Origin of the sequence: Streptomyces sp. NPDC090083 (assembly GCF_044747445.1) — a bacterium.
Classification (GTDB): domain Bacteria; phylum Actinomycetota; class Actinomycetes; order Streptomycetales; family Streptomycetaceae; genus Streptomyces.
In genome coordinates this window covers 39,343-63,100 of record NZ_JBIVED010000013.1, presented here as the reverse complement: position 1 = coordinate 63,100, position 23,758 = coordinate 39,343, and the positions used below count along the sequence as shown (strand labels likewise).

General features: G+C 70.8%; 22 protein-coding genes. 11 read left to right on the top strand and 11 right to left on the bottom strand.

What is annotated here, in order from left to right:
* Window positions 1-6: 6 nt before the first annotated feature.
* Window positions 7-762, bottom strand: coding sequence for a L,D-transpeptidase family protein (locus ACIPTO_RS35015; RefSeq protein ID WP_401198775.1), 756 nt, complete (start codon window positions 760-762; stop codon window positions 7-9).
* Window positions 763-1,059: 297 nt separating this feature from the next.
* Between ACIPTO_RS35015 and ACIPTO_RS35010 the strand changes: the two genes are divergently transcribed.
* The 4 genes from ACIPTO_RS35010 to ACIPTO_RS34995 all read left to right on the top strand — a co-directional run bounded on the left by ACIPTO_RS35010 (window position 1,060) and on the right by ACIPTO_RS34995 (window position 6,194).
* A complete protein-coding gene (locus tag ACIPTO_RS35010; protein WP_401198773.1) occupies window positions 1,060-3,126 on the top strand; it encodes an ABC transporter ATP-binding protein in 2,067 nt (688 codons plus the stop codon).
* Window positions 3,123-4,904 (top strand): ABC transporter ATP-binding protein, encoded by a 1,782-nt coding sequence (locus ACIPTO_RS35005; RefSeq protein WP_401198771.1) that lies wholly within the window; start codon window positions 3,123-3,125, stop codon window positions 4,902-4,904. Before ACIPTO_RS35010 ends, ACIPTO_RS35005 begins: the two co-directional genes overlap by 4 nt.
* 438 nt (window positions 4,905-5,342) lie before the next feature.
* On the top strand, window positions 5,343-5,819 hold the full coding sequence (locus tag ACIPTO_RS35000; protein ID WP_401198769.1) for a DUF5709 domain-containing protein: 477 nt from the start codon (window positions 5,343-5,345) through the stop codon (window positions 5,817-5,819).
* 51 nt (window positions 5,820-5,870) lie between these two features.
* Window positions 5,871-6,194, top strand: a complete 324-nt coding sequence (locus ACIPTO_RS34995) for a type B 50S ribosomal protein L31 (protein WP_401198767.1) — start codon at window positions 5,871-5,873, stop codon at window positions 6,192-6,194.
* A gap of 68 nt (window positions 6,195-6,262) precedes the next feature.
* On the opposite strand, the gene ACIPTO_RS34990 is transcribed toward ACIPTO_RS34995, so the two are convergent.
* On the bottom strand, window positions 6,263-7,057 hold the full coding sequence (locus ACIPTO_RS34990; protein WP_366320579.1) for a metal-dependent hydrolase: 795 nt from the start codon (window positions 7,055-7,057) through the stop codon (window positions 6,263-6,265).
* Between the two features lie 145 nt (window positions 7,058-7,202).
* On the opposite strand from ACIPTO_RS34990, the gene ACIPTO_RS34985 reads away from it, so the two are divergent.
* The gene (locus tag ACIPTO_RS34985; protein WP_366320581.1) at window positions 7,203-9,716 is read left to right on the top strand and encodes a DUF3516 domain-containing protein; all 2,514 of its coding nucleotides are present in this window, start codon (window positions 7,203-7,205) and stop codon (window positions 9,714-9,716) included.
* Entirely contained in the window at window positions 9,713-10,597 is an 885-nt protein-coding gene (locus tag ACIPTO_RS34980; RefSeq protein ID WP_401198765.1) for an acyl-CoA thioesterase, read from the top strand. The genes ACIPTO_RS34985 and ACIPTO_RS34980 overlap by 4 nt, the downstream gene beginning before the upstream one ends.
* A 113-nt stretch (window positions 10,598-10,710) precedes the next feature.
* On the opposite strand, the gene ACIPTO_RS34975 is transcribed toward ACIPTO_RS34980, so the two are convergent.
* Together ACIPTO_RS34975 and ACIPTO_RS34970 are read right to left on the bottom strand one after the other, a co-directional pair.
* Window positions 10,711-11,697 (bottom strand): DUF6397 family protein, encoded by a 987-nt coding sequence (locus ACIPTO_RS34975; protein WP_401198763.1) that lies wholly within the window; start codon window positions 11,695-11,697, stop codon window positions 10,711-10,713.
* A 126-nt stretch (window positions 11,698-11,823) separates the two neighbouring features.
* Window positions 11,824-12,237 (bottom strand): roadblock/LC7 domain-containing protein, encoded by a 414-nt coding sequence (locus ACIPTO_RS34970; protein WP_366320587.1) that lies wholly within the window; start codon window positions 12,235-12,237, stop codon window positions 11,824-11,826.
* Between the two features lie 82 nt (window positions 12,238-12,319).
* Between ACIPTO_RS34970 and ACIPTO_RS34965 the strand changes: the two genes are divergently transcribed.
* Entirely contained in the window at window positions 12,320-12,748 is a 429-nt protein-coding gene (locus ACIPTO_RS34965; RefSeq protein ID WP_366320589.1) for a PPOX class F420-dependent oxidoreductase, read from the top strand.
* Between the two features lie 13 nt (window positions 12,749-12,761).
* On the opposite strand, the gene ACIPTO_RS34960 is transcribed toward ACIPTO_RS34965, so the two are convergent.
* The 5 genes from ACIPTO_RS34960 to ACIPTO_RS34940 all read right to left on the bottom strand — a co-directional run bounded on the left by ACIPTO_RS34960 (window position 12,762) and on the right by ACIPTO_RS34940 (window position 17,765).
* Window positions 12,762-13,367, bottom strand: a complete 606-nt coding sequence (locus tag ACIPTO_RS34960; RefSeq protein ID WP_366320591.1) for an ATP/GTP-binding protein — start codon at window positions 13,365-13,367, stop codon at window positions 12,762-12,764.
* A gap of 182 nt (window positions 13,368-13,549) precedes the next feature.
* Window positions 13,550-13,963, bottom strand: coding sequence for a DUF742 domain-containing protein (locus ACIPTO_RS34955; RefSeq protein WP_401198760.1), 414 nt, complete (start codon window positions 13,961-13,963; stop codon window positions 13,550-13,552).
* A 22-nt stretch (window positions 13,964-13,985) separates the two neighbouring features.
* A complete protein-coding gene (locus ACIPTO_RS34950) occupies window positions 13,986-14,423 on the bottom strand; it encodes a roadblock/LC7 domain-containing protein (protein WP_366320595.1) in 438 nt (145 codons plus the stop codon).
* On the bottom strand, window positions 14,420-16,942 hold the full coding sequence (locus ACIPTO_RS34945) for a nitrate- and nitrite sensing domain-containing protein (protein WP_366320597.1): 2,523 nt from the start codon (window positions 16,940-16,942) through the stop codon (window positions 14,420-14,422). The genes ACIPTO_RS34950 and ACIPTO_RS34945 overlap by 4 nt, the downstream gene beginning before the upstream one ends.
* A gap of 49 nt (window positions 16,943-16,991) precedes the next feature.
* Window positions 16,992-17,765, bottom strand: coding sequence for an MHYT domain-containing protein (locus ACIPTO_RS34940; RefSeq protein WP_401198758.1), 774 nt, complete (start codon window positions 17,763-17,765; stop codon window positions 16,992-16,994).
* 152 nt (window positions 17,766-17,917) lie between these two features.
* Here ACIPTO_RS34940 and ACIPTO_RS34935 point away from each other — a divergent pair, with 152 nt between their 5' ends.
* The 3 genes from ACIPTO_RS34935 to ACIPTO_RS34925 all read left to right on the top strand — a co-directional run bounded on the left by ACIPTO_RS34935 (window position 17,918) and on the right by ACIPTO_RS34925 (window position 20,263).
* Complete coding sequence (locus ACIPTO_RS34935; RefSeq protein ID WP_401198756.1) at window positions 17,918-18,517, top strand: class I SAM-dependent methyltransferase; 600 nt, start codon at window positions 17,918-17,920, stop codon at window positions 18,515-18,517.
* Window positions 18,518-18,751: 234 nt separating this feature from the next.
* Complete coding sequence (locus ACIPTO_RS34930) at window positions 18,752-19,048, top strand: hypothetical protein (RefSeq protein ID WP_366320603.1); 297 nt, start codon at window positions 18,752-18,754, stop codon at window positions 19,046-19,048.
* Window positions 19,049-19,183: 135 nt separating this feature from the next.
* On the top strand, window positions 19,184-20,263 hold the full coding sequence (locus ACIPTO_RS34925) for a hypothetical protein (RefSeq protein WP_401198754.1): 1,080 nt from the start codon (window positions 19,184-19,186) through the stop codon (window positions 20,261-20,263).
* 250 nt (window positions 20,264-20,513) lie between these two features.
* Here ACIPTO_RS34925 and ACIPTO_RS34920 read toward each other — a convergent pair whose 3' ends face one another.
* Complete coding sequence (locus ACIPTO_RS34920) at window positions 20,514-20,696, bottom strand: hypothetical protein (protein WP_043668661.1); 183 nt, start codon at window positions 20,694-20,696, stop codon at window positions 20,514-20,516.
* 155 nt (window positions 20,697-20,851) lie between these two features.
* The gene (locus tag ACIPTO_RS34915; RefSeq protein WP_401198752.1) at window positions 20,852-21,913 is read right to left on the bottom strand and encodes a fatty acid desaturase family protein; all 1,062 of its coding nucleotides are present in this window, start codon (window positions 21,911-21,913) and stop codon (window positions 20,852-20,854) included.
* A gap of 375 nt (window positions 21,914-22,288) precedes the next feature.
* Between ACIPTO_RS34915 and rox the strand changes: the two genes are divergently transcribed.
* On the top strand, window positions 22,289-23,749 hold the full coding sequence (rox, locus tag ACIPTO_RS34910; RefSeq protein WP_401198750.1) for a rifampin monooxygenase: 1,461 nt from the start codon (window positions 22,289-22,291) through the stop codon (window positions 23,747-23,749).
* The last annotated feature ends 9 nt before the right edge of the window (window positions 23,750-23,758 follow it).

The following is a 23,758-nucleotide window of genomic DNA, read 5'->3' as shown; positions in this document are numbered from 1 at the left end:
GGTGTTCTACCCCTTGAGGTCCGCCCTGTCCCCCATCAGCACCACGGGATGCCGGGCCGGTTCGAGGGTCCGCAGCAGGTACTCCATCGCGTCCTTGGACATGCTGACGCAGGCCGACGTACCGCCGCCGTGGTCCAGGTGCAGCCAGATCCCGCCACCCTTGTCCTCGCCCAAGGGCTGCTCCGCGTCGTCGGGCGGGGTGCCCGGAACGCGGTTGTAGTCGATGGCGATGACGTAGTCGAAGTCGTGCCAGTGCGACTCGTCCCAGTCGCGCGGCGCCTCGAACGACTCGTCCTGCGTGTACGGCAGCGCCGTGCCCGGGTCGTCGAGGACACCGCCCGCGGCGGTCAGCGTGAACACACCGACCGGGCTGCGCTCGTCGCCGAGGTGGTGGTCGGTGGTCCAGCCCCGCTTGCCGTTGTGCGTGGGCCACTCGGCGGTCCGCTCCCAGGTCGACCCGTTCTTGGTGAACAGGACGGCGGTGGAGTTCGGGGAGTCCTTGCCGTCGCCGTAGACCGTGAGGACCTGGGTCGTGTCGGCGGGCAGGGCCCGCTGGAGCCGGTCGCCCACGTCCGGGATGCGGGTCGGGGCGGCGGGGGTGACGGCCGGCCTCGGGTGGGTCGCCTGAGCGCCGGGTCTCCCTTCCGTACCGCCGGGGTGTCCGGTGTGCGCGCGTCCGCACGCGGACAGGGTCGTCATCGTCAGGAGGGAACCGAGAGCCGCCATCGCGACCGTCGCACGTCGTGTGCCGCCACTCTGCATCGGGCCATGGTCACATCGCATTCCACGCCATCACGTGAGGTCACGGACATCTCACCCCTGATGGGTGAACGCCGGTTCCGACCCCTGGCCGGGAAAACCGCTTGCTTCCGAGCACGCTGCGACGCGAACCTTTCACGGTTTGTTGCCGAACTCCGCTCGCGGTGTGTCGCCGCGCTCAGCGGTTCCCCCATTCCCAATCCCCATCCCCCAGTCCCCATCCTCCGGCCCCTCCTTCGCCTCCCCGTCCGCCCACCCCCTGATCCCCCTTTCCGCCTGAACAAGATCCACTGGGACGTCATGCAGATTCAAGACCTTCCGTATCCCGACCCGGGTGTGCCCGACGCACGCTCAGGGCCCCGATTCCTGTGGTGGCTCGGCCGGAATCAGCTCGGTGGACAGTTCAAGTCGCTGGCCTGGGGGCTGCTGCACTTCGTGTCGGTCTCCGCACTGCCGTTCTGCGTGGGGTTCGCCGTGCAGGCCGTGGTCGACCGCTCCGGGAACCGGCTGGCCCTGACCGGCGGCCTCCTCCTGCTGTGCGGAGCGGGCATCGCCGTGGGCGACACCTTCCTGCACCGGGCCGCCGTCACCAACTGGATCACCGCCGCCGCCCGCGTCCAGCAGTTGCTGGCCCGCCAGGCCGCCTACCTCGGCTCGGCCCTGACCCGGCAGGTCGCGGCCGGCGAGGTCGTGGCCGTGTCCACCGGTGACGTCGAGAAGATCGGCTGGTTCGTCGAGGCGCTCTCCCGCTTCCTGGCCGCCGCGCTGACGATCGTCATCGTGTGCGTCGGCCTGTACGTGTACGAGCCCGCGCTCGGTGTCGTCATCGCCGTGGGCGTGCCCGTCCTCGCGGTCTCCGTGCTGCCGCTGTTGCCCCGCGCCACCCGGCGTGCCGACATCCAGCGCGAGAAGGCGGGCCGCGCCACCGAGCTGGCCTCCGACACCGTCGCCGGACTGCGGGTGCTGCGTGGCATCGGCGGCGAGGAACTGTTCCTCGACCGCTACCGCCGCGCCTCCCAGGAGGTCCGCCACGCGGCCGTGCGCAGCGCCCGGATGTGGGCGGTCATCTCCGCGCTCCAGGTGCTGATGCCGGGGCTGCTGCTGATCGCGGTCGTCTGGTACGGCGTGCACCTGGCCCGCCAGGGCCGGATCACGGTGGGTGAACTGGTCACCGTCTACAGCGCGGTGATGATCATGTCCTACCCGCTGCGCCACTTCGAGGAGATCGCCATGGCGTACTCCTTCTCCCGGCCCTCGGCCAGGCGCGCCGCGCGTGTGCTCTCCCTGGAGCGGGTCACCGACACCGTCGGAACGCGTGCCGCCGAGCTGCCTGGCGGAGATCTGTTCGACCCCGACACCGGACTGCTCGCCCCTTCCGGCCTGCTCACCGCCGTGGTGTGCGGGGACCCGGACGCGGCCGGGCGGCTCGCGGAACGGCTCGGCGGACACCCCGCCGAGGCGGGCGCCTCCGTGCTCCTGGACGGCGTACCGCTGGACGAACTGCCCCGCGACTCCGCCCGCACCGCCGTCCTCGTCCAGGACAAGGACCCGGTGCTGCTGTCCGGTTCGCTGCGCGAACTCCTCGACGTGCCCGCCTCGGGTGCGGTCGGGGCGGAGGAGGCCCTGGCCGCCGCGCAGTGCGGGGACGTGCTGGTGGCGCTCGCGCAGGGCTCGCTCGGCGTCGAGGACCCGATGGACACCCGCATCACCGAACGCGGACGCTCCCTCTCCGGCGGCCAGCGCCAACGGCTCGCCCTGGCACGGTCGTTGATCACGGACCCGGAGGTCCTCGTCCTGGACGAGCCGACCTCAGCCGTCGACTCCCACACCGAGGCCCGGATCGCCGACGGTCTACGCGAGGTGAGGACCGGCCGGACCACGGTGGTATTCACCTCCTCGCCGCTGCTCCTGGACCACGCGGACCGGGTCGTGCTCGTGCACAAGGGCAAGGCGGTCGCGGTCGGCACACACCGCGACCTGCTCCGGGGCGAGCCTCGGTACCGGGCGGTGGTCACGCGGGAGACGGAGGACGAGACGGCTTCGCGTGGCGACCTGGACGGTGAAGACGGTGAACAGGGCGGTCTGCGGGGCGAGTTGGACGACGGTGAGGCGACTCTCCGAGACGCGTCGGACAACGACGAGGGTTCGCAGCGGCGTGCGTCGGACAACAGCGAGGTTCCGCTCCGGGACGCGTCCGGCAACGGCAAGGCGCCGCTCCAACCCGCATCGGACAACGGCAAGGCTCCGCTCCAACGCACATCGGACAACGGCGAGGCTTCGCTTCGACGCGCCTTGGGCGATGACAACGACCTGGACGACGAAGCCGCTCTGCGGAGCGCACTGGAAGAAATCGAGGAAAGCGCATGATCGGCGTGGCGCCCCCGGCCTACGACCCGGCGGCCCCGACCACGGCGAGCACCCTGCCGGTCGGCGCCCCCGCGACCGTACGCGCCTACGTGTCCGAACTGTTCCGACGGCACCGCCGTGCCTTCCTCCTCCTCATCACCGTGAACACGGTCGCCGTGATCGCCTCGATGGTCGGCCCCTATCTGCTCGGCGATCTCGTCGAGCGGGTGTCGGACGGGGCGCGGCAGCTTCATCTCGGCCTGACCATCGGGGTGTTCGTGGTCGCGCTCGCCGTCCAGGCCGTGTTCACCCGGCAGGTGCGGCTGCGCGGCGCGATGCTCGGCGAACGGATGCTGGCCGACCTGCGCGAGGACTTCCTCGTACGGTCGGTCGGCCTGCCCCCGGGCGTCCTGGAGCGGGCGGGCACCGGCGACCTCCTGTCCCGTATCACCACGGACATCGACCGGCTCGCCGAGGCGATGCGCGAGGCCGTGCCGCAACTGGCCATCGGTGTGGTGTGGGCGGTGCTGCTGCTCGGCGGGCTGGTCGTCACCGTGCCGCCGCTCGCTCCTGCCGTGCTGATCGCGGTACCGGTGCTGGTCATCGGCTGCCGCTGGTACTTCAAGCGGGCACCGTCCGGCTACCGCTCCGAGGCCGCCGGGTACGCCGCCGTGGCCGCGGCCCTCGCCGAGACCGTGGACGCCGGCCGCACCATCGAGGCGCACCGGCTCGGCGAACGGCGCATCGCCCTCTCCGAGCGCCGCGTCAAGGAGTGGACCGCCTGGGAGAACTACACCCTCTGGCTGCGGTCGGTGCTCTTCCCGGTCATCAACGCCACGCACGTCACCGTGCTCTGCTCGGTGCTGATGCTCGGCGGGGTCTTCGTCCTGAAGGGCTGGATCGGGGTGGGCGAGCTGACGACGGGTGCCCTCATCGCGCAGATGCTCGTCGACCCGGTGAACCTGATCCTGCGCTGGTACGACGAGCTCCAGGTCGCCCAGGTCTCGCTGGCCCGGCTGGTCGGCGTCCGCGACATCGAGCCCGACGCCGGGGACGCCGGCCTGTCCCCCGACGGCCGGGACGTGCACGCTGACCGGGTGCACTTCGGCTACCTCGAGGGGGTCGACGTGCTCCGCAAGGTGTCCCTGGAGGTCGCCCCCGGCACCCGGCTGGCCCTCGTCGGCCCCTCGGGCGCGGGCAAGTCCACCCTGGGCAGGCTGCTCGCCGGCATCTACGCGCCCCGGGACGGCCGGATCACCCTCGGCGGCGCCGAACTCTCCCTGATGACCGCGGAACGCGTCCGCTCCCATGTGGCCCTCGTCAACCAGGAGCACCACGTCTTCGTGGGTTCCCTGCGCGACAACCTCCTGCTCGCCCGGACCGACGCGGGGGACGCGGAGCTGTGGGCGGCGCTGGGCGCGGTCGACGCGGACGGGTGGGCGCGGGTGCTGGACGACGGCCTGGACACCGAGGTCGGCTCGGGCGGGCTCGCGCTGACCCCGGCCCAGGCCCAGCAGATCGCGCTGGCCCGGCTGGTGCTGGCCGATCCGCACACGCTGGTCCTGGACGAGGCGACCTCGCTGCTCGATCCGCGTGCCGCCCGTCATCTCGAACGGTCCCTGGCCCGCGTCCTCGACGGCCGCACGGTCGTCGCCATCGCCCACCGGCTGCACACCGCCCACGACGCGGACGTCATCGCCGTCGTCGAGGAAGGACGCATCAGCGAGCTGGGCAGCCATGACGAACTCGTGGCGGCGGAGGGAGCGTATGCGGCGCTTTGGCGGTCGTGGCACGGGTAGCTCCGCTGGTAGGGCGGTGGCTGGGGTACGGGTTGCTCCGGTTGGTGGGCGGTGACCGGGTTCGGGTCGGTCTGCCTGGTGGGCGGAGACCGGGTTCGGGTCGCTCTGCCTGGTGGGCGCTGACTGGGGTTCGGGGGGCTGTAATGGCTGGGCGACGGCTCGGGCGCGGGTCGATGCAGTAGCTGGTTGGTCGAGGGTGCGGTCGGCCTGTGGGGCGGTGGGGAGGGCCGGCTGGGCTGGTAGTGGCTGATCTGCGGGTCCGTGGGCCGGACGGGCCGTGGATGATCTGGCGGTCCGTGGGGGCTGGGCACGCAGTTCCTCGCGCCCCTTTGGGGGGCGCCTCGGCGGGGCGGGGTTGGATGCGTGGCGTTGCGCGGGGGGAAGGAGGGGTGGAAGGGTGGGGGAGAACGGGGAGGTCCCCATCACCTGGAGGTATCCGTGAACAGCGTCGACGGATGGGGAGACGACGTCTACCAGCCCGACGGGTCCGAGGTGCAGGACGACGCGGGTCTGCTCGACGCGGAGGACACCCTGGTGGCCGACGGCGTCGAGGACCCCCTCGACCGAGGCTGGTCCCCGCCGGAACGCCCCTGGGCGGTGGAACGGGACGACGTCACCGCCTCCGGGCGCGAGCACGGCGAGACCCTCGACCAGCGTCTCGCCGAGGAGATCCCGGACCTCGCCGTGTCCGACGGCGACGGCATCGGCGACTCCGAGGACACCGACGGCGAACTCCTCGACATCGAGGTCGGCGACACCCGCTCGGGCCGGCTCGTGGCACCGGACGAGGGTGCCCACGGGGACGAGGAGAGCGCGCTGGTCGCCACCGACGTGGGCATCGACGGTGCCGCCGCCTCCGCCGAGGAGGCCGCGATGCACATCGTCGACGAGGACGAGGACTCCCTCTACGGCTGACCTCGCCTCCCCTTCGCCGTCAACCGCACCACCGTCGTAGGAGGAGCAGCCATGCAGGAGGACAAGCAGCCCGACTACCACCCCGTGGTCTTCCGGGACCGCGCCGCCGGATACGCCTTCCTGACCCGGTCCACCGCGACCAGTGACCGGACCATCGAATGGGACGACGGCGAGACCTACCCGGTCGTGGACGTGGAGATCTCCTCGGAGAGCCACCCCTTCTACACCGGCAAGGCGCGGACGGTGGACACGGAGGGGCGCATCGCCCAGTTCGAGCGGCGCTACGGGGGCGGGGCGGGCGCGAGTTCCGACGGGTCCGATGTGTCCGGCGGTCCAGGTGGGGCTGATGGTCCCGGCGGTTCCGGCGGGGCCTGAGCAGTCACAGTCGCGGCGGCAGGATCCGGCGCCGGTGTGTGGACCAGCGCCGGTTCCGGGACCGGGCCTCAGATCACGTTGAGCGCCGCCGCGCAGCCCACTCCCCCGAGGAGTATGAACACCGGCATCAGCACCTTCAGCTCGACCCAGCTGCCCGCGCGGAACCGCATCGCCTTCGGCGGCCCGATCGGGTACCAGCGCTTGCGGCCCAGCGGGATCGGCCACAGGATCGGGCAGCCGGAGACGGTCAGCGCGTCCCCGATGTCGTGCACCAGAGCACCCAGCACGATCGGCAGGCCCAGCCACAGGTACTGCTGGTGCGGCTCGGTGAACAGCCAGTCCGAACCGTTGCCCGGCTTGTCCAGCACGCCGGCGAGGATCCACGCGCTGGTCGCCGCCAGCAGCCACACCAGGACATCGCTGCTGGATCCGCGCGCAGCCCGCCAGAGCAGGCCTTCGATGGCCAGCACCATGTGAATGAAGAGGATCGCCAGCACGCCCCAGCGGCCGCCCACGAGCGCCACCGCCGAGCTGCCCGCTCCGATCAGGACCGCCCACAGCCAGGTGTGCGTGAGGGTGCGGTGCCCACCGGAGCGACGGGGGTCGCCAGGCTTCCTGGTGCCCTTGTAGACGGCGTACGAGAGCTTGTCGACGACCTCGCACAGGGTCCGGGAGACGGGTCCGAAGGCGCGCGAGATGGTGGCCGCCTTGTGGTCGAGGTCCGGGGCGAGCGCGGCACCGGCACAGATCAGGGCACCGACCAGGATCACCGGCCAGGGCATCGGGTGCCCGGCCGCCGCGGTCGCGGCTCCGACGCCGAGCCAGGCCGCCGCTCCCGACAGTGAGTGTGCTGGTCCCATCATGGCCGTTCCCCGCCCCATTCCTCTTACGCCGCCGGTCAGTTGCTCGGACGCCCTGACACTCTGTCGGCGACACAGCGTAGCGGTAGCGATCTTCGTCCTCGCAGCCGATTCCCCCATCGGCCGGGCGGACAGGCAAGATGGGGGCGTGACCCTCATCGACCAGTTGCCGCCGACCGCAGATCCCGACGCCCTCTACGAAGCCTTCGAGTCGTGGGCCCGGGAGCGCGGTCTCACGCTCTACCCCCATCAGGAGGAGGCGCTGATCGAGGTGGTCTCCGGTGCGAACGTGATCGTGTCGACGCCCACGGGCTCCGGCAAGAGCATGATCGCCGCCGGTGCGCACTTCGCCGCGCTGGCCCGGGACGAGGTCACCTTCTACACCGCCCCGATCAAGGCGCTGGTCTCGGAGAAGTTCTTCGAGCTGTGCAAGATGTTCGGCACCGAGAACGTCGGCATGCTGACCGGTGACGCGTCCGTCAACTCGGACGCGCCCATCATCTGCTGCACCGCGGAGGTCCTCGCGTCGATCGCGCTGCGCGACGGCAAGGACGCGGACGTCGGCCAGGTCGTCATGGACGAGTTCCACTTCTACGCCGAGGCGGACCGCGGCTGGGCCTGGCAGATCCCGATCCTCGAACTGCCGCAGGCCCAGTTCATCCTGATGTCGGCCACGCTCGGCGACGTCGCGATGTTCGAGGAGGACCTCACCCGGCGCACCGGGCGCCCCACGTCGGTGGTCCGCTCGGCGACCCGGCCGGTGCCTCTGTCCTACGAGTACAAGCTGACCCCGCTCACCGAGACGCTGACCGAGCTGCTGGAGACCAGGCAGGCGCCGGTCTACATCGTGCACTTCACCCAGGCGCAGGCCGTCGAGCGGGCGCAGGCGCTGATGAGCATCAACATGTGCTCGCGCGAGGAGAAGGACCAGATCGCCGAGCTGATCGGCAATTTCCGCTTCACCACCAAGTTCGGCCGCAACCTGTCCCGTTACGTGCGGCACGGCATCGGCGTCCACCACGCCGGCATGCTGCCCAAGTACCGGCGCCTGGTGGAGAAGCTCGCGCAGGCGGGCCTGTTGAAGGTGATCTGCGGTACGGACACGCTCGGGGTGGGCGTCAACGTGCCCATCCGCACGGTGCTGTTCACGGCCCTCGCCAAGTACGACGGCATCCGGGTGCGCACGCTGCGTGCCCGTGAGTTCCACCAGATCGCGGGCCGCGCCGGACGCGCCGGGTTCGACACGGCGGGGCTCGTCGTCGCCCAGGCCCCGGAGCACGTCGTCGAGAACGAGAAGGCGCTCGCGAAGGCGGGCGACGACCCGAAGAAGCGCCGGAAGGTCGTCCGCAAGAAAGCGCCCGAGGGCTTCGTCGGGTGGACGGAGGGCACCTTCGAGAAGCTCATCGCCTCCGAGCCGGAGCCTCTCACGTCCCGTTTCCGGGTCACGCACACGATGCTGCTGTCGGTGATCGCCCGTCCCGGTAACGCCTTCGACGCGATGCGGCATCTCCTGGAGGACAACCACGAGCCGCGCAAGCAGCAGCTGCGGCACATCCGGCGCGCGATCGCGATCTACCGCTCGCTGCTGGACGGCGGCATCGTCGAGAAGCTCGACACCCCGGACGCCGAGGGCCGCATCGTGCGCCTCACGGTCGACCTGCAGCAGGACTTCGCGCTGAACCAGCCGCTGTCGACCTTCGCCCTCGCCGCGTTCGAACTGCTGGACCCCGAATCCCCGTCGTACGCCCTGGACATGGTGTCCGTCGTCGAGTCCACGCTGGACGATCCGCGCCAGATTCTCGCCGCCCAGCAGAACAAGGCGCGCGGTGAGGCCGTGGCCGCGATGAAGGCGGACGGCGTCGAGTACGAGGACCGCATGGAGCGCCTCCAGGACGTCAGTTACCCCAAGCCGCTGGAGGAGCTGCTCTTCCACGCGTACGACACGTACCGCAAGAGCCACCCGTGGGTCGGCGACCATCCGCTGTCGCCGAAGTCCGTGATCCGCGACATGTACGAACGGGCCATGTCCTTCACGGAGTTGACCTCCTACTACGAGCTGGCCCGCACCGAGGGCATCGTGCTGCGCTACCTCGCCGGCGCCTTCAAGGCCCTCGACCACACCGTCCCGGACGACCTCAAGTCCGAGGACCTGGAGGATCTGATCGCCTGGCTCGGTGAGATGGTGCGCCAGGTCGACTCCAGCCTGCTGGACGAGTGGGAGCAGCTGGCCAACCCTGCGGAGATGACCGCCGAGGAGGCCCAGGAGAAGGCCGACCAGGTCAAGCCGGTCACCGCGAACGCGCGCGCCTTCCGGGTCCTGGTGCGCAACGCCATGTTCCGCCGCGTCGAACTCGCCGCCCTCGACAACGTCGATGAACTGGGCGAGATGGACGCCGAGGCCGGCTGGGACGCGGACGCCTGGGGCGAAGCGATGGACAAGTACTGGGACGAGTACGAGGACCTCGGCACCGGCCCCGACGCCCGCGGGCCCAAGCTCCTGCTCATCGAGGAGGAGCCGCAGCACGGCCTGTGGCGCGTGCGGCAGATCTTCGCCGACCCGAACGGCGATCATGACTGGGGCATCAGCGCGGAGATCGACCTCGCGGCCTCCGACACCGAGGGCCGTGCGGTCGTCCGTGTCACCGACGTCGGCCAGCTGTGAGCACAGGAGAAAGCCACCCGACGAACCCGGCAGAGCGGCTCGTCGACCTGCTCGACCTGGAGCAGATCGAGCTCAACATCTTCCGTGGCCGCAGCCCGCACGAGTCCCTGCAGCGGGTCTTCGGCGGCCAGGTCGCCGGCCAGGCGCTGGTCGCCGCGGGGCGCACCACGGAGGGCGACCGGCCCGTGCACTCGCTGCACGCGTACTTCCTGCGCCCGGGCCGCCCTGGCGTGCCGATCGTGTACCAGGTGGAGCGGGTGCGGGACGGCCGGTCGTTCACCACCCGCCGGGTCACCGGAGTGCAGCAGGGCCGCACGATCTTCAATCTCACCGCCTCCTTTCACAAGCCTGAGCAAGGTCCTTTCGAGCACCAGCTGCCGGCCCGCGAGGTCCCGGACCCGGAGTCCCTGCCGACGGTGTCGGAGGAGGTGCGGGCCCATCTGGGCGAGCTGCCCGAGCAGTTGGAGCGGATGGCACGCCGTCAGCCCTTCGACATCCGCTACGCGGACGGGCTGCGCTGGAGCGCCGAGGAGGTCAAGGACGCCGAGCCGCGCAGCGCGGTGTGGATGCGGGCGGTCGGGCCGCTCGGCGACGATCCGCTGGTGCACACCTGCGCGCTGACGTACGCCAGCGACATGACGCTCCTGGACGCGGTCCGGATCCCCGTCGAACCCCTCTGGGGACCGCGGAACTTCGACATGGCCTCGCTGGATCACGCCATGTGGTTCCACCGGCCGTTCCGTGCGGACAAGTGGTTCCTGTACGACCAGGAGTCCCCGATCGCCACGGGTGGCCGCGGGCTGGCCCGCGGACGCATCTACGACCTGGAGGGGCGCCTGCTCGTCTCGGTCGTCCAGGAAGGGCTGTTCAGAGCGCTGTAGTGGGTGCGTGTGCTCCGCGGTTCACGCGTGCCGCCGCCTCTCGTGGCGTGTGCGCCGCAGCTCTTCCTGGGCCGGTCGCTGTCGCCGCGGCCGACGTGCTGGCGCCTCGCCTCTCATGCGCTGCTGCGGCGCAGCCACCTCAACATGCCTCGTGAGCGCTCGGGTTCGGATGTTGGCTCGGCATTCGGCGTCGGGTCGGGTTCCGGCGGCGTCGGCTCGGACCGGCGCTCGCTCAGGGAAGGCCGCGGTGGGGTCGCTTCGGCGGTCGGCCAGGGCATGGGTACCTCGGCGGTCGGCCGGGGTACGGCCAGTTCGCCGGTGGGTCGGGGCGCGGGGCGATGGCTCCGTGCCTCGGCCAGCACCTGCGTGAGATCCGCTCGCAGCCAGCCGATCTCGTCCGGGTCGTCCGCTGTCATGATCCGCTCGGCGAGGTGGGCGGCGGCTGAGCCGGGAGCCCCGTGGGCCGGGGGGTCGGGTCGGAAGCGGTTCAAGTGGGCACGCTCGTAGGGGTCCTGGACGATTTCGGATACCTGGACGGGGTCCAGCAGCGCGGCCAGGGCTCCGGCGCGCTCCCATGGGTCGGCGGCCTGGTGGAGCAGGAAGCCTAGATGTCGTCCTCGCCAGTTGCGGGGCCGTAGGTCCAGGCCCTCCCGGAGTTGGTCGCGCAGGCGCTCGGGCGTGCGGCCGTTGAGCAGTGAGGTGTGGTTCTTGTCGGCCGCGAACTGCCTTAGTTCTTCGGCGAGATAGAGCCAGACCACGGTGCGATAGCGGTTCAGGTAGAACTTCACCGGCACCACCAGTCCCAGCCGGGCGAGGCGGGTGAACCTGGCGGAGGTGACTTCCATGAGGGCCGCGCCGTCCGTGGTGCCCACGGTCCTGACGCTTTCGACGAGGCTGTCGGGGAACCCGGGCGCCGAGCGCAGTCGGTCGATCTCGGCGCGGGTGACGCGTCGGCCGCCACCCTCCTCGTCGGGCATGGTGCGGATGCGTCCGAGGTGTACGGCGAGGTCGAAATCACCTCGCTTCAGGCCCAGTTCACGTGCCGCGCGACTCGGCGTGCGCGAGAGGTCGGACGGTTTGGTGATGGTGTTTCCTGCCATGGTCGTTCTCCCCCGCGGAGTTCGGTGCTCACGCTGTGTGCGTTCGCGATGAACAAACCGTAACCGCTGCGGCGGATCTTGTGGCAGGCCTGTGGATAACTCTGCGGTGGTCGACTAATTCGCAGGTCAGAGGTCTGTTACGGGGGCTCGCTCGGGCTGCCGGGCGTCCACGGCGAGGTGTTCGCCGACGCGGTTGACGAGCAGTGTCATCTCGTAGGCGATCTGGCCGATGTCGGCGTCCGCGCCGCTGAGGACGCACAGACAGCTGCCGCTGCCGGCCGCGGTGACGAACAGGACGGCGTCGTCGAACTCGATCATCGTCTGCCGCACCCCGCCCGCGCCGAAGTGGCGGCCCGAGCCCTTGGCGAGGCTGTGCAGTCCGGACGAGACGGCGGCGAGGTGTTCCGCGTCCTCGCGGCGCAGGCCCGTGCTCGCGCCCGTCACCAGACCGTCGTTGGACAGGACCAGGGCGTGGCGCACGTGCTCGACACGCTCGGTCAAGTCGTCCAGCATCCAGCTCAGTCCCTGGTTCTGCGCCATGCCATGGCCTCCCCGTGTGACGTCACTCCGATCTCCCGTCAGCCTTCCCCACGTCCGTCGCCCGAGCAAGGAGGATGGGGGCATGGCACAGAAGATGACCGACGAGGAATGGCGGGCGTTCGTCTCGCACGGCACCCGCACCGGCAAGCTGTCGACCGTTCGCGCCGATGGGAGCCCACATGTGGCGCCCATCTGGTTCCTGCTGGACGGGGACGATGTGGTGTTCAACACCGCGAAGGAAACGGTAAAAGGGCGCAATCTTGCCCGTGACGGGCGAGTCGCCCTGTGCGTGGACGACGATCGGCCGCCCTTCGACTTCGTGATCATCCAGGGGCGGGCCCACCTGTCGGAGGATCCGGCCCAACTCCGGCACTGGGCGGCCCGCATCGGGGGACGGTACATGGGCGAGGAGCGCGCAGAGGAGTTCGGCGCCCGCAACGGGGTACCGGGCGAACTCCTCGTCCGTGTCACGGTGGACAAGGTCCTGGCGCAGAAGAACGTAGCGGACTGAGGACCGCTGCCGGTCAGCCCACCGAGTCGAGCAACCGGGCGGTGTGCATCCGCCCGGCGTACTCGACGAGCCGGATCAGCACCTCCTTCCCGGAGTCGCGGTCACGGGCGTCGCAGAGGACGACCGGTGTCCCCCGGTCGAGGTCCAGAGCGCGGGAGACGTCGAGGGCGCCGTAACTGCGGGCGCCCGCGAAGCAGTTGACCGCCACCACGAACGGGATGCGCCGGTGCTCGAAGTAGTCGACCGCGGGGAAGCAGTCCTCGAGTCGCCGGGTGTCCGCGAGGACGACGGCCCCCAGGGCACCCTGCGACAGCTCGTCCCACAGGAACCAGAAGCGGTCCTGCCCCGGGGTGCCGAACAGGTAGAGGGAGAGGCCGGACCTGATGGTGATACGGCCGAAGTCCATGGCGACGGTCGTCGTGACCTTCTGATCGACACCGCCGATGTCGTCCACCAACTGGCCCGCCTCGCTGAGCAGTTCCTCGGTGCGCAGCGGCCTGATCTCACTGACCGCGCCCACCATGGTGGTCTTGCCCACGCCGAACCCACCGGCGACCAGGATCTTCAACGCCAGGGCGGTCGTGTCGCCGCCCTGGGCGTCGGAGTGCTCGGAGACCATCGATCACTTCTCTCGGGAGTGCCGGCGACGCTCGGCGTCCATAGGTGTGCATCGTGGCAAGTACGGCCCCGCTCCGCGCGGGTGGACCGCTTTGTGCCTGATGCGACCGCCTCGTACCTGTTCGGTGCGCGAAAGGGTGCACAAGTCGGTGCCGTATACGTCCGCGTGCTTCTGATGTTTCATCACAGTGCCCTCAGTCCCTCGATCACCTCGCGCAGAATCCGTTCGTCGGGAAGCTGCGCGGGCGGCACCGGTCGGCTGACGGTGACGCAGCCGAGTTCCAGGAGGTCGCCCAGGAGCACCCGGACGACTCCCAGGGGGAGGTCGGCTCCTGCAGCGAGTTCGGCGACGGACTGGGTCTCCGGGCGGCACAGGTCGATGAGCGCCCGGTGCTCGGGTCCGAGCCCGGTGTCCTCGTCGAGGCCGGGCGCGCCCGTGTCCAGCGTGACGAGCGCGATCAGGTCGAAACGCACTCCCGTAGAGCCTGGTTGGGTACGTCCTCCCGTCATGGCGTAGGGGCGGACGAGAGGGCCTGCCTCCTGGTCGTACCACTGGCTGCCCGGTTCGCGCCGGTCGCCGGTCGTGTCCTCGGTCATCGGAGCGGACCGCCTTCTCGCCTCATCCGGCGACGGGTGGCTGCGCACCCACGCGCGGAGGCGTGTAGAGGTGCTCGCCGACGCGCTTGACCAGCCGTGCCATCTCGTACGCCACCAGGCCTATGTCGGCCGTGACGGCGGTGAGGACGGCGAGGCACGAGCCGTCTCCGGCCGCGGCCACGAACAGGAACCCGTCGTCCATCTCCACCATCGTCTGACGCACTCCCCCGGCACCGAAGTGCCGCCCGGCGCCCTTGGCGAGGCTGTTGAATCCGGAGGCGACCGCGGCGAGGTGTTCCGCGTCCTCGCGCGCGAGGTCGGTCGACGCGCCGACGGCGAGGCCGTCGTTGGACAGCACCACGGCATGCCGCACTTCGCCGACGCGCAGCACCAAGTCGTCCAGCAGCCAGTCGAGTTCACCGGATCGCTGGGTGGCGCTCATGCTCGGGTCCTGGATCACGCGAGGTCTCCTTCACTGCTGTCTCCGGCCGTCGCGGGGCCTGGGGCGGCGCCGCGGCCCGGTTGTCTGCCGCCGCCGCGCGTCCAGCCGTCGCGGTAGGCCGCCATGCGGTCCCGTACGACCTCCGGGGTGCGGTAGTCGTCGCGCGGGGCGGCTGGCGTCTGTTCCCTTTCCCCGGTGGGCTGTTCGCGGAGTTGGGGAGCGAGGTGCGCCTGGCGTACGCGGCGCGGGAGGCCGTCGCTCTCTTCGGGCCCTTCGCTGTCCTCGGGCGGGCGGCGCAGTCGCAAGGCGGTCACTCCAGGGGGCGGGGTGTCGTTCGCCGAGGCCGCCGCGGCCCGTGCGGAGGCCGCCAGGGCGGGCCGGTCGGCCGGGGCCGGGACGGACTCCTGGTGCTGGGGTGCGGTCGGCACACGCGCGTACTCGCGTTCCGCTGCGCGCTGCGGGTCCTCGGCCGCCGCGCGCGGGGCACGTTCCAGGGCGCCGCCGTGCAGCAGCGCGGTCGGCAGGAGCACCACGGCCGTCGTACCCCCGTAGGGCGAGGTCCGCAGGTGCACCTTGATGCCGTGGCGAGCGGCGAGCCTGCTGACCACGAAGAGGCCGAGCCGGTCGCTGTCGAAGAGGTCGAGGGTCTCGGACTGCTCGATGCGGCGGTTGGCATCGCCCAGGGACTCCTTTCCCATGCCCAGGCCCCGGTCCTCGACCTCCACGGCGTAGCCGTTGCCGACGGGTTCGCCGGTGACGCGCACGCGCGTGTGCGGCGGCGAGAACTGGGCGGCGTTCTCCACGAGTTCGGCGAGGAGATGTGTGAGGTCGGCGACGGCCGCGCCGACTACGGCAGCCTCGGGGAGTTGGCGTACCTCCACGCGCGCGTAGTCCTCGACCTCGGAGACGGCTGCGCGGACGACATTGGTCAGGGAGACCGGCATGCGCCAGGCCCGGCCGGGTGCCGCTCCGGAGAGGATGATCAGGCTCTCGGCGTGCCGTCGCATACGGGTGGTGAGGTGGTCGAGGCGGAAGAGGTCGCTCAGTTCGTTCGGGTCCTCGGAACGGCGTTCCATGCTGTCCAGCAGGCTGAGTTGACGGTGCACCAGGACCTGGCTGCGGCGAGCGAGGTTGACGAAGACCCCGGAGACGCCGCTGGCGAGTTCGGCGCGTTCGACGGCGGCCCGCAGGGCGGCGCGGTGCACGGTGCCCAGTGCCTCGGCGACCTGTCCGGTCTCGTCCTCCGCGGGCGGCCCGGGCGGGGCCTCGGCGCGGATGTCGATCTCCTCCCCCGCGCGCAGTCTCCGCATGGCTTCGGGGAGTTTGTGGCGGGCGATCCCCAGGGCGTCGTTGCGCAGACTTACAAGTTCGATGACGAGACCGCGTCCGATGCGTACCGAGATGACGAGCGACGCGACGACGGCGGCGAGACCGAGCAGCACGGCGGCACCGGCAGAGGAGAGCAGCCCTTGGGTGAACGGATCGGCACTGTCCATGCCCCCGCCGCCGTCCGCCTCGATGGCGCTCATGCCGTTCTGCACGCGTGCGTGCGCGCTGTTCCAGGTGGACTCGGGAGCCGCCGCGACAGCCCGGGTCCCCGAGCCGGCGTCGAGAACCCTGTCCTCGACAGTGCCGATCGCGGTGTAGTCACTGGTGGCCGCGAGCGTCCGCCAGGCGGCGCGTTCGGAGCCGGACAGATCCGCGACAGCGGATTCGGTGAGGGTACGGCGGGTGTCGACGGCTCCGGTGAACACCCTCAGCCGCTTCCCGTCGAGACGGCCTTCGAGACGGGCTCCGGCGAGCATCACGTCCTCCTGGGACAGCGATTCCCCGGCCCGGGAGAATTCGAGGAGCACGCGCGCGTCGGACCCGAGTTCGGTGTTCTGGATGCCGGAGAGCGCCCCGCCCACAGCGAAGGCCGCCGAGATGGTGTTCGTGTACTGCCCGTACGTCTCGTCCCATCCCGCGCGGTGGGCGAGCACGTCGGCCCGCAGCGGGCGCAGTCGCTCGGCTCCGGTGACGAAGGCGTCCAGGCGCCGGCCGACTCCGGCGGGCAGTTCCTCGCCGTCGGCGACGGTGTTGTCGTCGCCGAGCCGCAGTCGGGCGACCGCGCGGTCCGTGTTCGCCGCCAGCCTCCTCAGGTCACCGCTCTGCTCGGCCTCGGGGTCGGTGGCGTAGCGCACGGCGGCCGACCGCTCGGCCTGCAGCGCCGCGACGGCCGCCGCGACGGGGCTGCGCACCTCGGCGTCCACGCGCTGGGACTGACGTGCCCGGGAGACGTCCTGGGCGGTGCTGACGGTGGCGTAGGCCCACAGGGCGAGCAGGGAGACGACCGGCACCATCAGAAGGCAGACGATCTTGGCCCGTACGGTGCGGGGCCGCATCCGCCATCGTCCCGCGCGCGGGGGTATGTCCTCCGGCGGGGCGTCCAGGGGCTCGTCGAAGAGTTCGTCGGCGGGTGGTCCGGCATGCGCGCGACGACCGCGCACGGGTGGCGTATCGGCGCCGGCTCTCGGGGTCCTTCGGGGGGTGCGCATGGCCTCCTCGCTCGGTGGTTCGGGGTCGTGCGGTGTCGGCGACGGACGGTCAGCGGGCGACGCTCTCGACCGTCCGCCGAGCCGAGGCGGTGGCCTGGCGTTCCCCGGTCGACGGCGACAGCGCGACGAACGCCGAGGTCAGGAACAGGTACGACCCGAGGCCCACGGCGAGGGGAAAGATGAACTGCATCGCCGTGGCGCCGGGCAGGACCGCCCCGGAAGGGGTGACGTGCACGCGCACCGCGAACATGCCGGTGTAGTGCATGCTGCTGACGGCCGCTCCCATGACGAGGGAGGCGGCGGCGACCGCCACGGGCGACTTGATGTTGAGGGCCGCCCAGAGGGCCGCGGTCGCCGCGACGACGGCGATGAGGACGGAGAGTCCGACGAGCATCGGGTCGTAGCTCACATGTCCGTGCAGCCGCATCGCCGCCATGCCCAGGTAGTGCATGCTCGCGACGCCCAGTCCGGTGGTGAGGCCGCCGAGGACGAGCGCGCGGCCCCGGCCGCGGCCGTAGCCGACCGCGAAGACGCCCGCGCAGACGACGACCATGGCGACGAGGAGGCTGAGCATCGTCAACGGCACGTCGTAGCGGATGTCGGTGCCGCTGACGCCGAAGCCGAGCATGGCCACGAAGTGCATGGTCCAGATGCCGGTGCCGAGCGCGGAGGCCGCGGTGATCAGCCAGTTGCGGCGCGAGCGGCCGGTGGCGCCGAGCGCGCGGACGGTGCAGCGCAGCCCGAGCGCGGCTCCCATGCAGGCCATCACGTACGACAGCACGGGGGTCAGCCAGCCGAAGGTGGCGTGGTCCAGGTGTCCCATGACCAGGGGACGCTAGTAGGGACATGGAGGCACAAAGGGGGCGCATTTCGAAAGGCGTCGCAATATGACGCGGAGAGGCGTCGGAACGACCGCGTGACGCTCGAACGTGTGCGCCGAAGCGCCATCCGTGTCCGTGAGGGATCATGCCGACCATGAGCGACGACCACACGCATGTCCAGGAGTTCTTCGGCGCACGCGCCGCCGACTGGGACAGCCGCTTCCCCGACGACGGCCCCGCCTACGCCGCCGCTGTCGCCGAACTCGGCCTGCGCGAGGGAGACCGCGTGCTCGACGCGGGCTGCGGCACGGGGCGCGCGCTGCCGCCGCTCCGTGCGACCGTGGGGCGGTCCGGAGTGGTGCTCGGGGCCGATCTCACCCCGGCCATGCTGGAGGCCGCCGTACGGGCCGGACGCGACCGTGAGGGGCGGTTGCTGCTCACCGACGTGGCCGCGCTGCCGCTGAGGTCGGCGTCGCTCGACGCCGTGTTCGGAGCGGGCCTCATCGCGCACCTGCCGCGACCCGAGGCGAACCTGCGGGAGTTGGCGCGCGTGGTGCGCCCCGGCGGCACGCTGGCCCTGTTCCATCCGATCGGCCGGGCCGCGCTGGCCGCCCGCCAGGGACGCCGGATCACACCGGACGACCTCCGCGCGGAGCCCAATCTCCGCCCCCTGCTGGCCGGTTCAGGGTGGCGCATGACGTCGTACGCCGACGAGGACTCCCGCTTCCTGGCGCTCGCCGTACGCGAGGACTGACCCGCACGCGGGCCCCGCCTTCGCCGGACACCTCGGCCCCACCACCCGAGCGGGCGCCGCCCTACGGCTCCGGTGCGCCTATCCGGAAGAGCCTGCGAGCATCTTCCGCCACGGTGACCGACCGGCGCGCTTCACCGTGCCGTCCCCCTTCTGTCGCCGCAACTCCAACTCTACGTTGGGTGGCGGTGGATGAACGGTCGGCGACGGAACGCACGCAGGGAGAAGGTGGTCAGCATGTTCGACAGGCCCCGTAAGGCCTTTGCCAGATTTCTCTCCTCCACGCGCCCGGAAGCGAGCGGCGACCCGCAGCGGCGCCCGCACAACCTCTTCGAGGCCGCCGCCGTCTACGTCTCGGCCCGCGCGGAGGACGACCAGGAACGCCTCGACGAGGCCGCTGGGTGGGTGTCGCCGGAGGCCCTCTCCTTCGGGGTCAGCGAGTTGGCGTGCCGGGCCGTCGTCGCGCTCGCGAGGGAGCGCGACGAGTCGCCCCGGACGGTGGCCCGCGCCCTTCTCGGGCTCCCTGCGGCCTGACAGTTCGGGTTACCGATGGTCATTTCGCCCCGTCCAGGCGGAAAACTGCAGCTCCGGGTGTACTTGGGAGTCGTGACAAGCGGCTTCCGCGCACACTAGGGTGCGCGCGGTTGGACGAACGATGGGGAGGCTGGGATGGCCGACACGGATGAAGCGGCCGTCGCCGCCGAGGACGATGCGCTTTATGTGCTCACGGCGGTGCTGCTGACACCGGCGAAGTTCCCGAGCGTGCTGGGCGACGACTACCCGGAGGCCTGTGCGGCGCTCGGGATGGCACCGCTCGCCGACGGGTACGGGCTGGTACTCGGCCAGGACGGCGACGGGTCGCGGTGGACGGTCGTCATCGACGACGTGTCCCTGGTCGCGGTCGCCATCGCGTCCTGGGACTGCGGCATGGAGTACGACCTGTCGCCGAGCGAGCGTACGGTGGTCGCCGCCCTGCCGGGCTGGCCGCTCGCGGTCGCCGTCGCCGCGCCCAACGTGCCCGCGCCGCACGATCCGGACCCCGACCTCGTGGACAGACCACCGCTGGCCCCGCCGGACACCACCACCTGGGGTCCGGCACAACGACGCCTGGGCGCCGACGAGATCGCGCTCCAGTGGGCCACCTGGCGGGAGCAGATCGACGACTCGACCTTCTCGACGCAGGACGAGACCGCCGACGACTCGAAGACGAACGCGGGCACACCCGCCGAGGGCGCCTCCGAAAGCGTCTCCGAAGCCGCTTCGGACACCGCGTCCGAGACGGACGAGTCGGCGGAATCGGAGGAATCAGAGGACACGGCGGCGTCGAACGGGTCGCGGACAGCAGACGAGGCGGAGAAAGCGGTCGGGTCGCGGGACGCGAACGAGCCCGGCACGGCAGGCCGGACGGATCAGGCCGACAAGACGCCGTCGACCGACACCGGTGGCGCGGACAGCAGCCCCGCAGAAGGCCCTCGGCCGAGCCACAGCGGGGTCCGCCGGGTGTTGAGCGAGATCCGCGCCTACATCGACGCCCCGCCACCCCTCGGCCGCGTCAGATCGTCCTTCGCCCCCGGCGACGCCCGCACCCTGCGGGCCGACGGCCCCGGCTGGTCGCTCGTGGCCCGGACCGACGACATCGCGTTCGTGCTGCTCGACGACGAACCCGGCGAGGTCCTGCCGGTGGGCCGGGGCCCCGAACTCCCCGGACTCCTGGAAGCACTCGACAAGCTGGCCGTACGCCCGAGTTGAGCCTTGGCGCGCGAGGCCTCGGGCGAACTGCCCGGCATGGGTCCGACGAGTTCTGGCTCAAGCCCGTCCGGAGCCAAGACGACAGTCGGCAGTCAGCCGTCCAGGACCGCCTGAGGTCGGCACCCTCCTCAGCCTGAGGCGAGCCCTCGGCCGAGCACCGCCCACGCGGCTGCTCTCGGCAGTCCCGCGGGCGGCGACATGCTCCGCTCTCGTGCCCCGGGCGACACCGCCGTAGGGCATCGGTGCTCCGTCAGCGCCCGATCTCCTTGCCTGCCACGCGGCGCAGCCTGCGCCGCTGCGAGGGGTCGAGCGTCAGATATGCGGCCGTCGGCACTCCCACGACGATCAGGAATGAGACCCACCAGGGCAGCCAGATCAACAGGATCAGTCCGACCGCCACACCTCCTACGGCGATCTTCGCGTTCTTCGACATGTGTCGCCTCCTCCGCGGCCGCAGCCGCTCTCTGATCTGAAAACGGGTTCGCGCTCCGCACAGTTCCGGATCGCGACCCTGATACATCCCTGAGGCGCTTCCCCTACTGGTACCGGGCCACCGACGGCTCCGTCACTCCGTCACTCCGTACTCCGTCACTCCATCCGCAGCGGCTCTCCCACCTCGTGGAGGTGACGCAGGGCCTGCCGGTAGGAGTCGACGAGCCCTGTCTCCACGTAGGGGATACCCACATCCTGGCAGTGAGCGCGCACCAGGGGCTGTGCCCGGCGGAGATGGGGACGCGGCATGCTCGGGAAGAGGTGGTGTTCGACCTGGTAGTTGAGGCCGCCGAGGAGCCAGTCGGTGAGGACACTGCCGCGGATGTTCCGTGAGGTGAGCACCTGCCGGCGGAGATGACCCCATCGCTCGCCGTCAGGGTCGGGCATCTCCATGCCCTTGTGGTTGGGCGCGAAGGCCAGACCCAGGTGCAGGCCGAAGAGGGCCTGGTGCAACGCGGCGAACGCGAGTGCCTTCCCCGGGGACATCGACATGAGCAGCAGGGTGGCGTAGGCCACGACATGGCCCACCAGAAGGGCGCCTTCGACGGTCCGCTCCCGGCGGGGCTGGCGCCGCAGGTCCTGGAAGCCGTGGACCTTGAGGGCGACGCCTTCGAGCAGCGTGAGCGGGAAGAACAGCCAGGCCTGGTTGCGGGTGAGCCAGCGGCGGAATCCGGAACGGTGCCTGGCCTGCTCGCCGGTGAAGACGAGGATGTCGGCGACGACGTCCGGGTCCTTGTCGATGTGGTTCGGGTTCGCGTGGTGGCGGTTGTGTTTGTCGTTCCACCAGGAGTAGCTCATCCCCAGCAGCAGGTTGCCGTGGATCAGTCCGATGACCCGGTTGACGGTCCTGCTGCCTGCGATCTGCGCGTGGCCGGCGTCGTGGCCTATGAAGGCCGTACGTGCGCCGAACACGGCGAGCAGCGGTGCCAGGAGCAGCGTCAGCCAGGAGTCGCCGATCAGGACGATGCCGGTGACGATCCCGGCCAGCGCGAGGGCGTTGGCGGCGATACAGCGTGCGTACCAGGCGTATCGCCGCTCCAGTAGTCCTCGGCCCTTGACCGTGCGCAGGAGGGGCGCGAACTCGCTCCCTGGGGGCGCCGTTACGGCATCCCCGGGATCGTGATCGTATGCGCCGACGACTGCGGTGGTCTGGGACATGGCCGGTCTCCGGGTCTCTAAGGCAAGGGGCTGACCTGAGCAAACGTACGAATCGGTGACCGTTCGCGACCATGACGGCACCACCCGTGTCCGCACGGGGGAAAGCCGGATCCGCGGAGGGGGGGTTGATGACACCCTCACCGACCGGATCGCCAGCCATCGGGCCTGCGGAACGACCCGGAAAACACGAAAGGCGAGGAGTTCACGGACTCCTCGCCACACCCAAGGTATAGCTCACCCAGGGGCTTGCGGCAAGGCCCCGGTCGTGCCGCAAAATGTCCGGCCGGGGCCAGGACCTGCGGAAACGAGAGATCGTGCTGTGCAGGTCCACGAAGTGGCCCATCGGATTCCAACCTCGTGGGATGGGCGTTCTTGATGATCGACGTAATCGTGGTCGGTGGCGGACCGACCGGCTTGATGCTTGCCTGCGAGTTGCGACTGCACGGCGTGCAGGTGGTCGTGGTGGAGAGGTTGACCGGCCCGACCGGGGAGTCCCGTGGGCAGGGGCTGCACGCGCGCAGTGTCGAGATCATGGACCAGCGCGGTCTTCTCGACCGGTTTCTCTCTGTCAGCGAGAAGTACCAGGTGGGCGGCCTCTTCGGGGGCATCATCAAGCCGTGGCCCGACCGGTTGGACACGGCTCATCCCTACGGTGTCGCCACCCCGCAGCCGGTCACCGAGCGGCTGCTCGCCGAGCGGGCCGTCGAACTCGACGCCGAGATCCGGCGCGGCGTCGAAGTGGTCGGGCTGAGTCAGACCGAGGACGGGGTGACCGTCGGGTTGGCGGACGGTTCGCAGCTGCGGGCGCGCTATGCCGTCGGCTGCGACGGCGGCCGGAGCACCGTGCGCAAGCTGCTCGGCGTGGGCTTCCCCGGCGAGCCCGCGACGGTCGAGACGCTGCTGGGCGAGATGGAGGCGACCGAGGATCCGGCCACGATCGCCGCCGTCGTCGAGGAGGTCCGCAAGACCCAGCTGAGGTTCGGCGTCAGTCCCGGAGAGAACGGCGTGTACCGCGTCGTCGTGCCCGCTGACGGCGTCGCCGAGGACCGCACGTCCACACCGACCCTCGACGAGTTCAGGCGGCGGCTGAAGGCCGTCGCGGGTACCGACTTCGGTGTGCACGCGCCGCGTTGGATGTCCCGGTTCGGCGACGCCACCCGGCAGGCCGAGCGCTACCGGGTCGACCGGGTCCTGCTGGCGGGCGACGCGGCCCACATCCATCCGCCGACCGGCGGGCAGGGCCTCAACCTCGGTGTGCAGGACGCGTTCAACCTCGGCTGGAAGCTCGCCGCCGCGGTCAATGGCTGGGCCCCGGAAGGGCTGTTGGACAGCTACCACGCGGAACGACACCCGGTGGGCGCCCGCGTCATCGCGAACACTCGCGCACAGATCACGCTCCTGGGGACCGATCCGGGCGCGACGGCACTACGGGAGCTGTTCTCGACGCTCATGGACTTCGAGGAGGTGAACACGTACGTGACCGAGATGATCACTGCCGTGGGAATCCGCTACGACTTCGGGGACGGTCATGACCTGCTCGGCCGACGCCTACGGGACGTACAGCTGAAGCGCGGCCGCCTCTACGGGTTGATGCACACCGGCCGAGGTCTCCTGCTCGACAGGACCGGCCGTTTCTCGGTCACGGGCTGGGCGGATCGCGTCGACCACGTGGTCGACGACACCGAGGAACTGGACGTGCCCGCGGTGCTTCTCCGGCCGGACGGTCACGTGGCATGGGTCGGCGACGACCAGGAGGACCTGCTCGCCAAGCTCCCCAGGTGGTTCGGCACTCCCCGTCCCGAGGACGCCAACCCCCATGGCCCTCAAGTCGCTTGAGACCCCATG

What these genes read in the sequence shown, in the direction of transcription:
- ACIPTO_RS34935 (WP_401198756.1), top strand. Translation starts at nt 17,918, where the DNA reads ATGAGCGACGACCACACGCATGTCCAGGAGTTCTTCGGCGCACGCGCC.
- ACIPTO_RS35005 (WP_401198771.1), top strand. Translation starts at nt 3,123, where the DNA reads ATGATCGGCGTGGCGCCCCCGGCCTACGACCCGGCGGCCCCGACCACG.
- ACIPTO_RS34930 (WP_366320603.1), top strand. Translation starts at nt 18,752, where the DNA reads ATGTTCGACAGGCCCCGTAAGGCCTTTGCCAGATTTCTCTCCTCCACG.
- ACIPTO_RS35015 (WP_401198775.1), bottom strand. Translation starts at nt 762, where the DNA reads ATGCAGAGTGGCGGCACACGACGTGCGACGGTCGCGATGGCGGCTCTC.
- ACIPTO_RS34915 (WP_401198752.1), bottom strand. Translation starts at nt 21,913, where the DNA reads ATGTCCCAGACCACCGCAGTCGTCGGCGCATACGATCACGATCCCGGG.
- rox (WP_401198750.1), top strand. Translation starts at nt 22,289, where the DNA reads ATGATCGACGTAATCGTGGTCGGTGGCGGACCGACCGGCTTGATGCTT.
- ACIPTO_RS34960 (WP_366320591.1), bottom strand. Translation starts at nt 13,367, where the DNA reads ATGGTCTCCGAGCACTCCGACGCCCAGGGCGGCGACACGACCGCCCTG.
- ACIPTO_RS34945 (WP_366320597.1), bottom strand. Translation starts at nt 16,942, where the DNA reads ATGCGCACCCCCCGAAGGACCCCGAGAGCCGGCGCCGATACGCCACCC.
- ACIPTO_RS34990 (WP_366320579.1), bottom strand. Translation starts at nt 7,057, where the DNA reads ATGATGGGACCAGCACACTCACTGTCGGGAGCGGCGGCCTGGCTCGGC.
- ACIPTO_RS34940 (WP_401198758.1), bottom strand. Translation starts at nt 17,765, where the DNA reads ATGGGACACCTGGACCACGCCACCTTCGGCTGGCTGACCCCCGTGCTG.
- ACIPTO_RS34920 (WP_043668661.1), bottom strand. Translation starts at nt 20,696, where the DNA reads ATGTCGAAGAACGCGAAGATCGCCGTAGGAGGTGTGGCGGTCGGACTG.
- ACIPTO_RS34970 (WP_366320587.1), bottom strand. Translation starts at nt 12,237, where the DNA reads ATGGCGCAGAACCAGGGACTGAGCTGGATGCTGGACGACTTGACCGAG.
- ACIPTO_RS34965 (WP_366320589.1), top strand. Translation starts at nt 12,320, where the DNA reads ATGGCACAGAAGATGACCGACGAGGAATGGCGGGCGTTCGTCTCGCAC.
- ACIPTO_RS35010 (WP_401198773.1), top strand. Translation starts at nt 1,060, where the DNA reads ATGCAGATTCAAGACCTTCCGTATCCCGACCCGGGTGTGCCCGACGCA.
- ACIPTO_RS34955 (WP_401198760.1), bottom strand. Translation starts at nt 13,963, where the DNA reads ATGACCGAGGACACGACCGGCGACCGGCGCGAACCGGGCAGCCAGTGG.
- ACIPTO_RS34995 (WP_401198767.1), top strand. Translation starts at nt 5,871, where the DNA reads ATGCAGGAGGACAAGCAGCCCGACTACCACCCCGTGGTCTTCCGGGAC.
- ACIPTO_RS34925 (WP_401198754.1), top strand. Translation starts at nt 19,184, where the DNA reads ATGGCCGACACGGATGAAGCGGCCGTCGCCGCCGAGGACGATGCGCTT.
- ACIPTO_RS34975 (WP_401198763.1), bottom strand. Translation starts at nt 11,697, where the DNA reads ATGGCAGGAAACACCATCACCAAACCGTCCGACCTCTCGCGCACGCCG.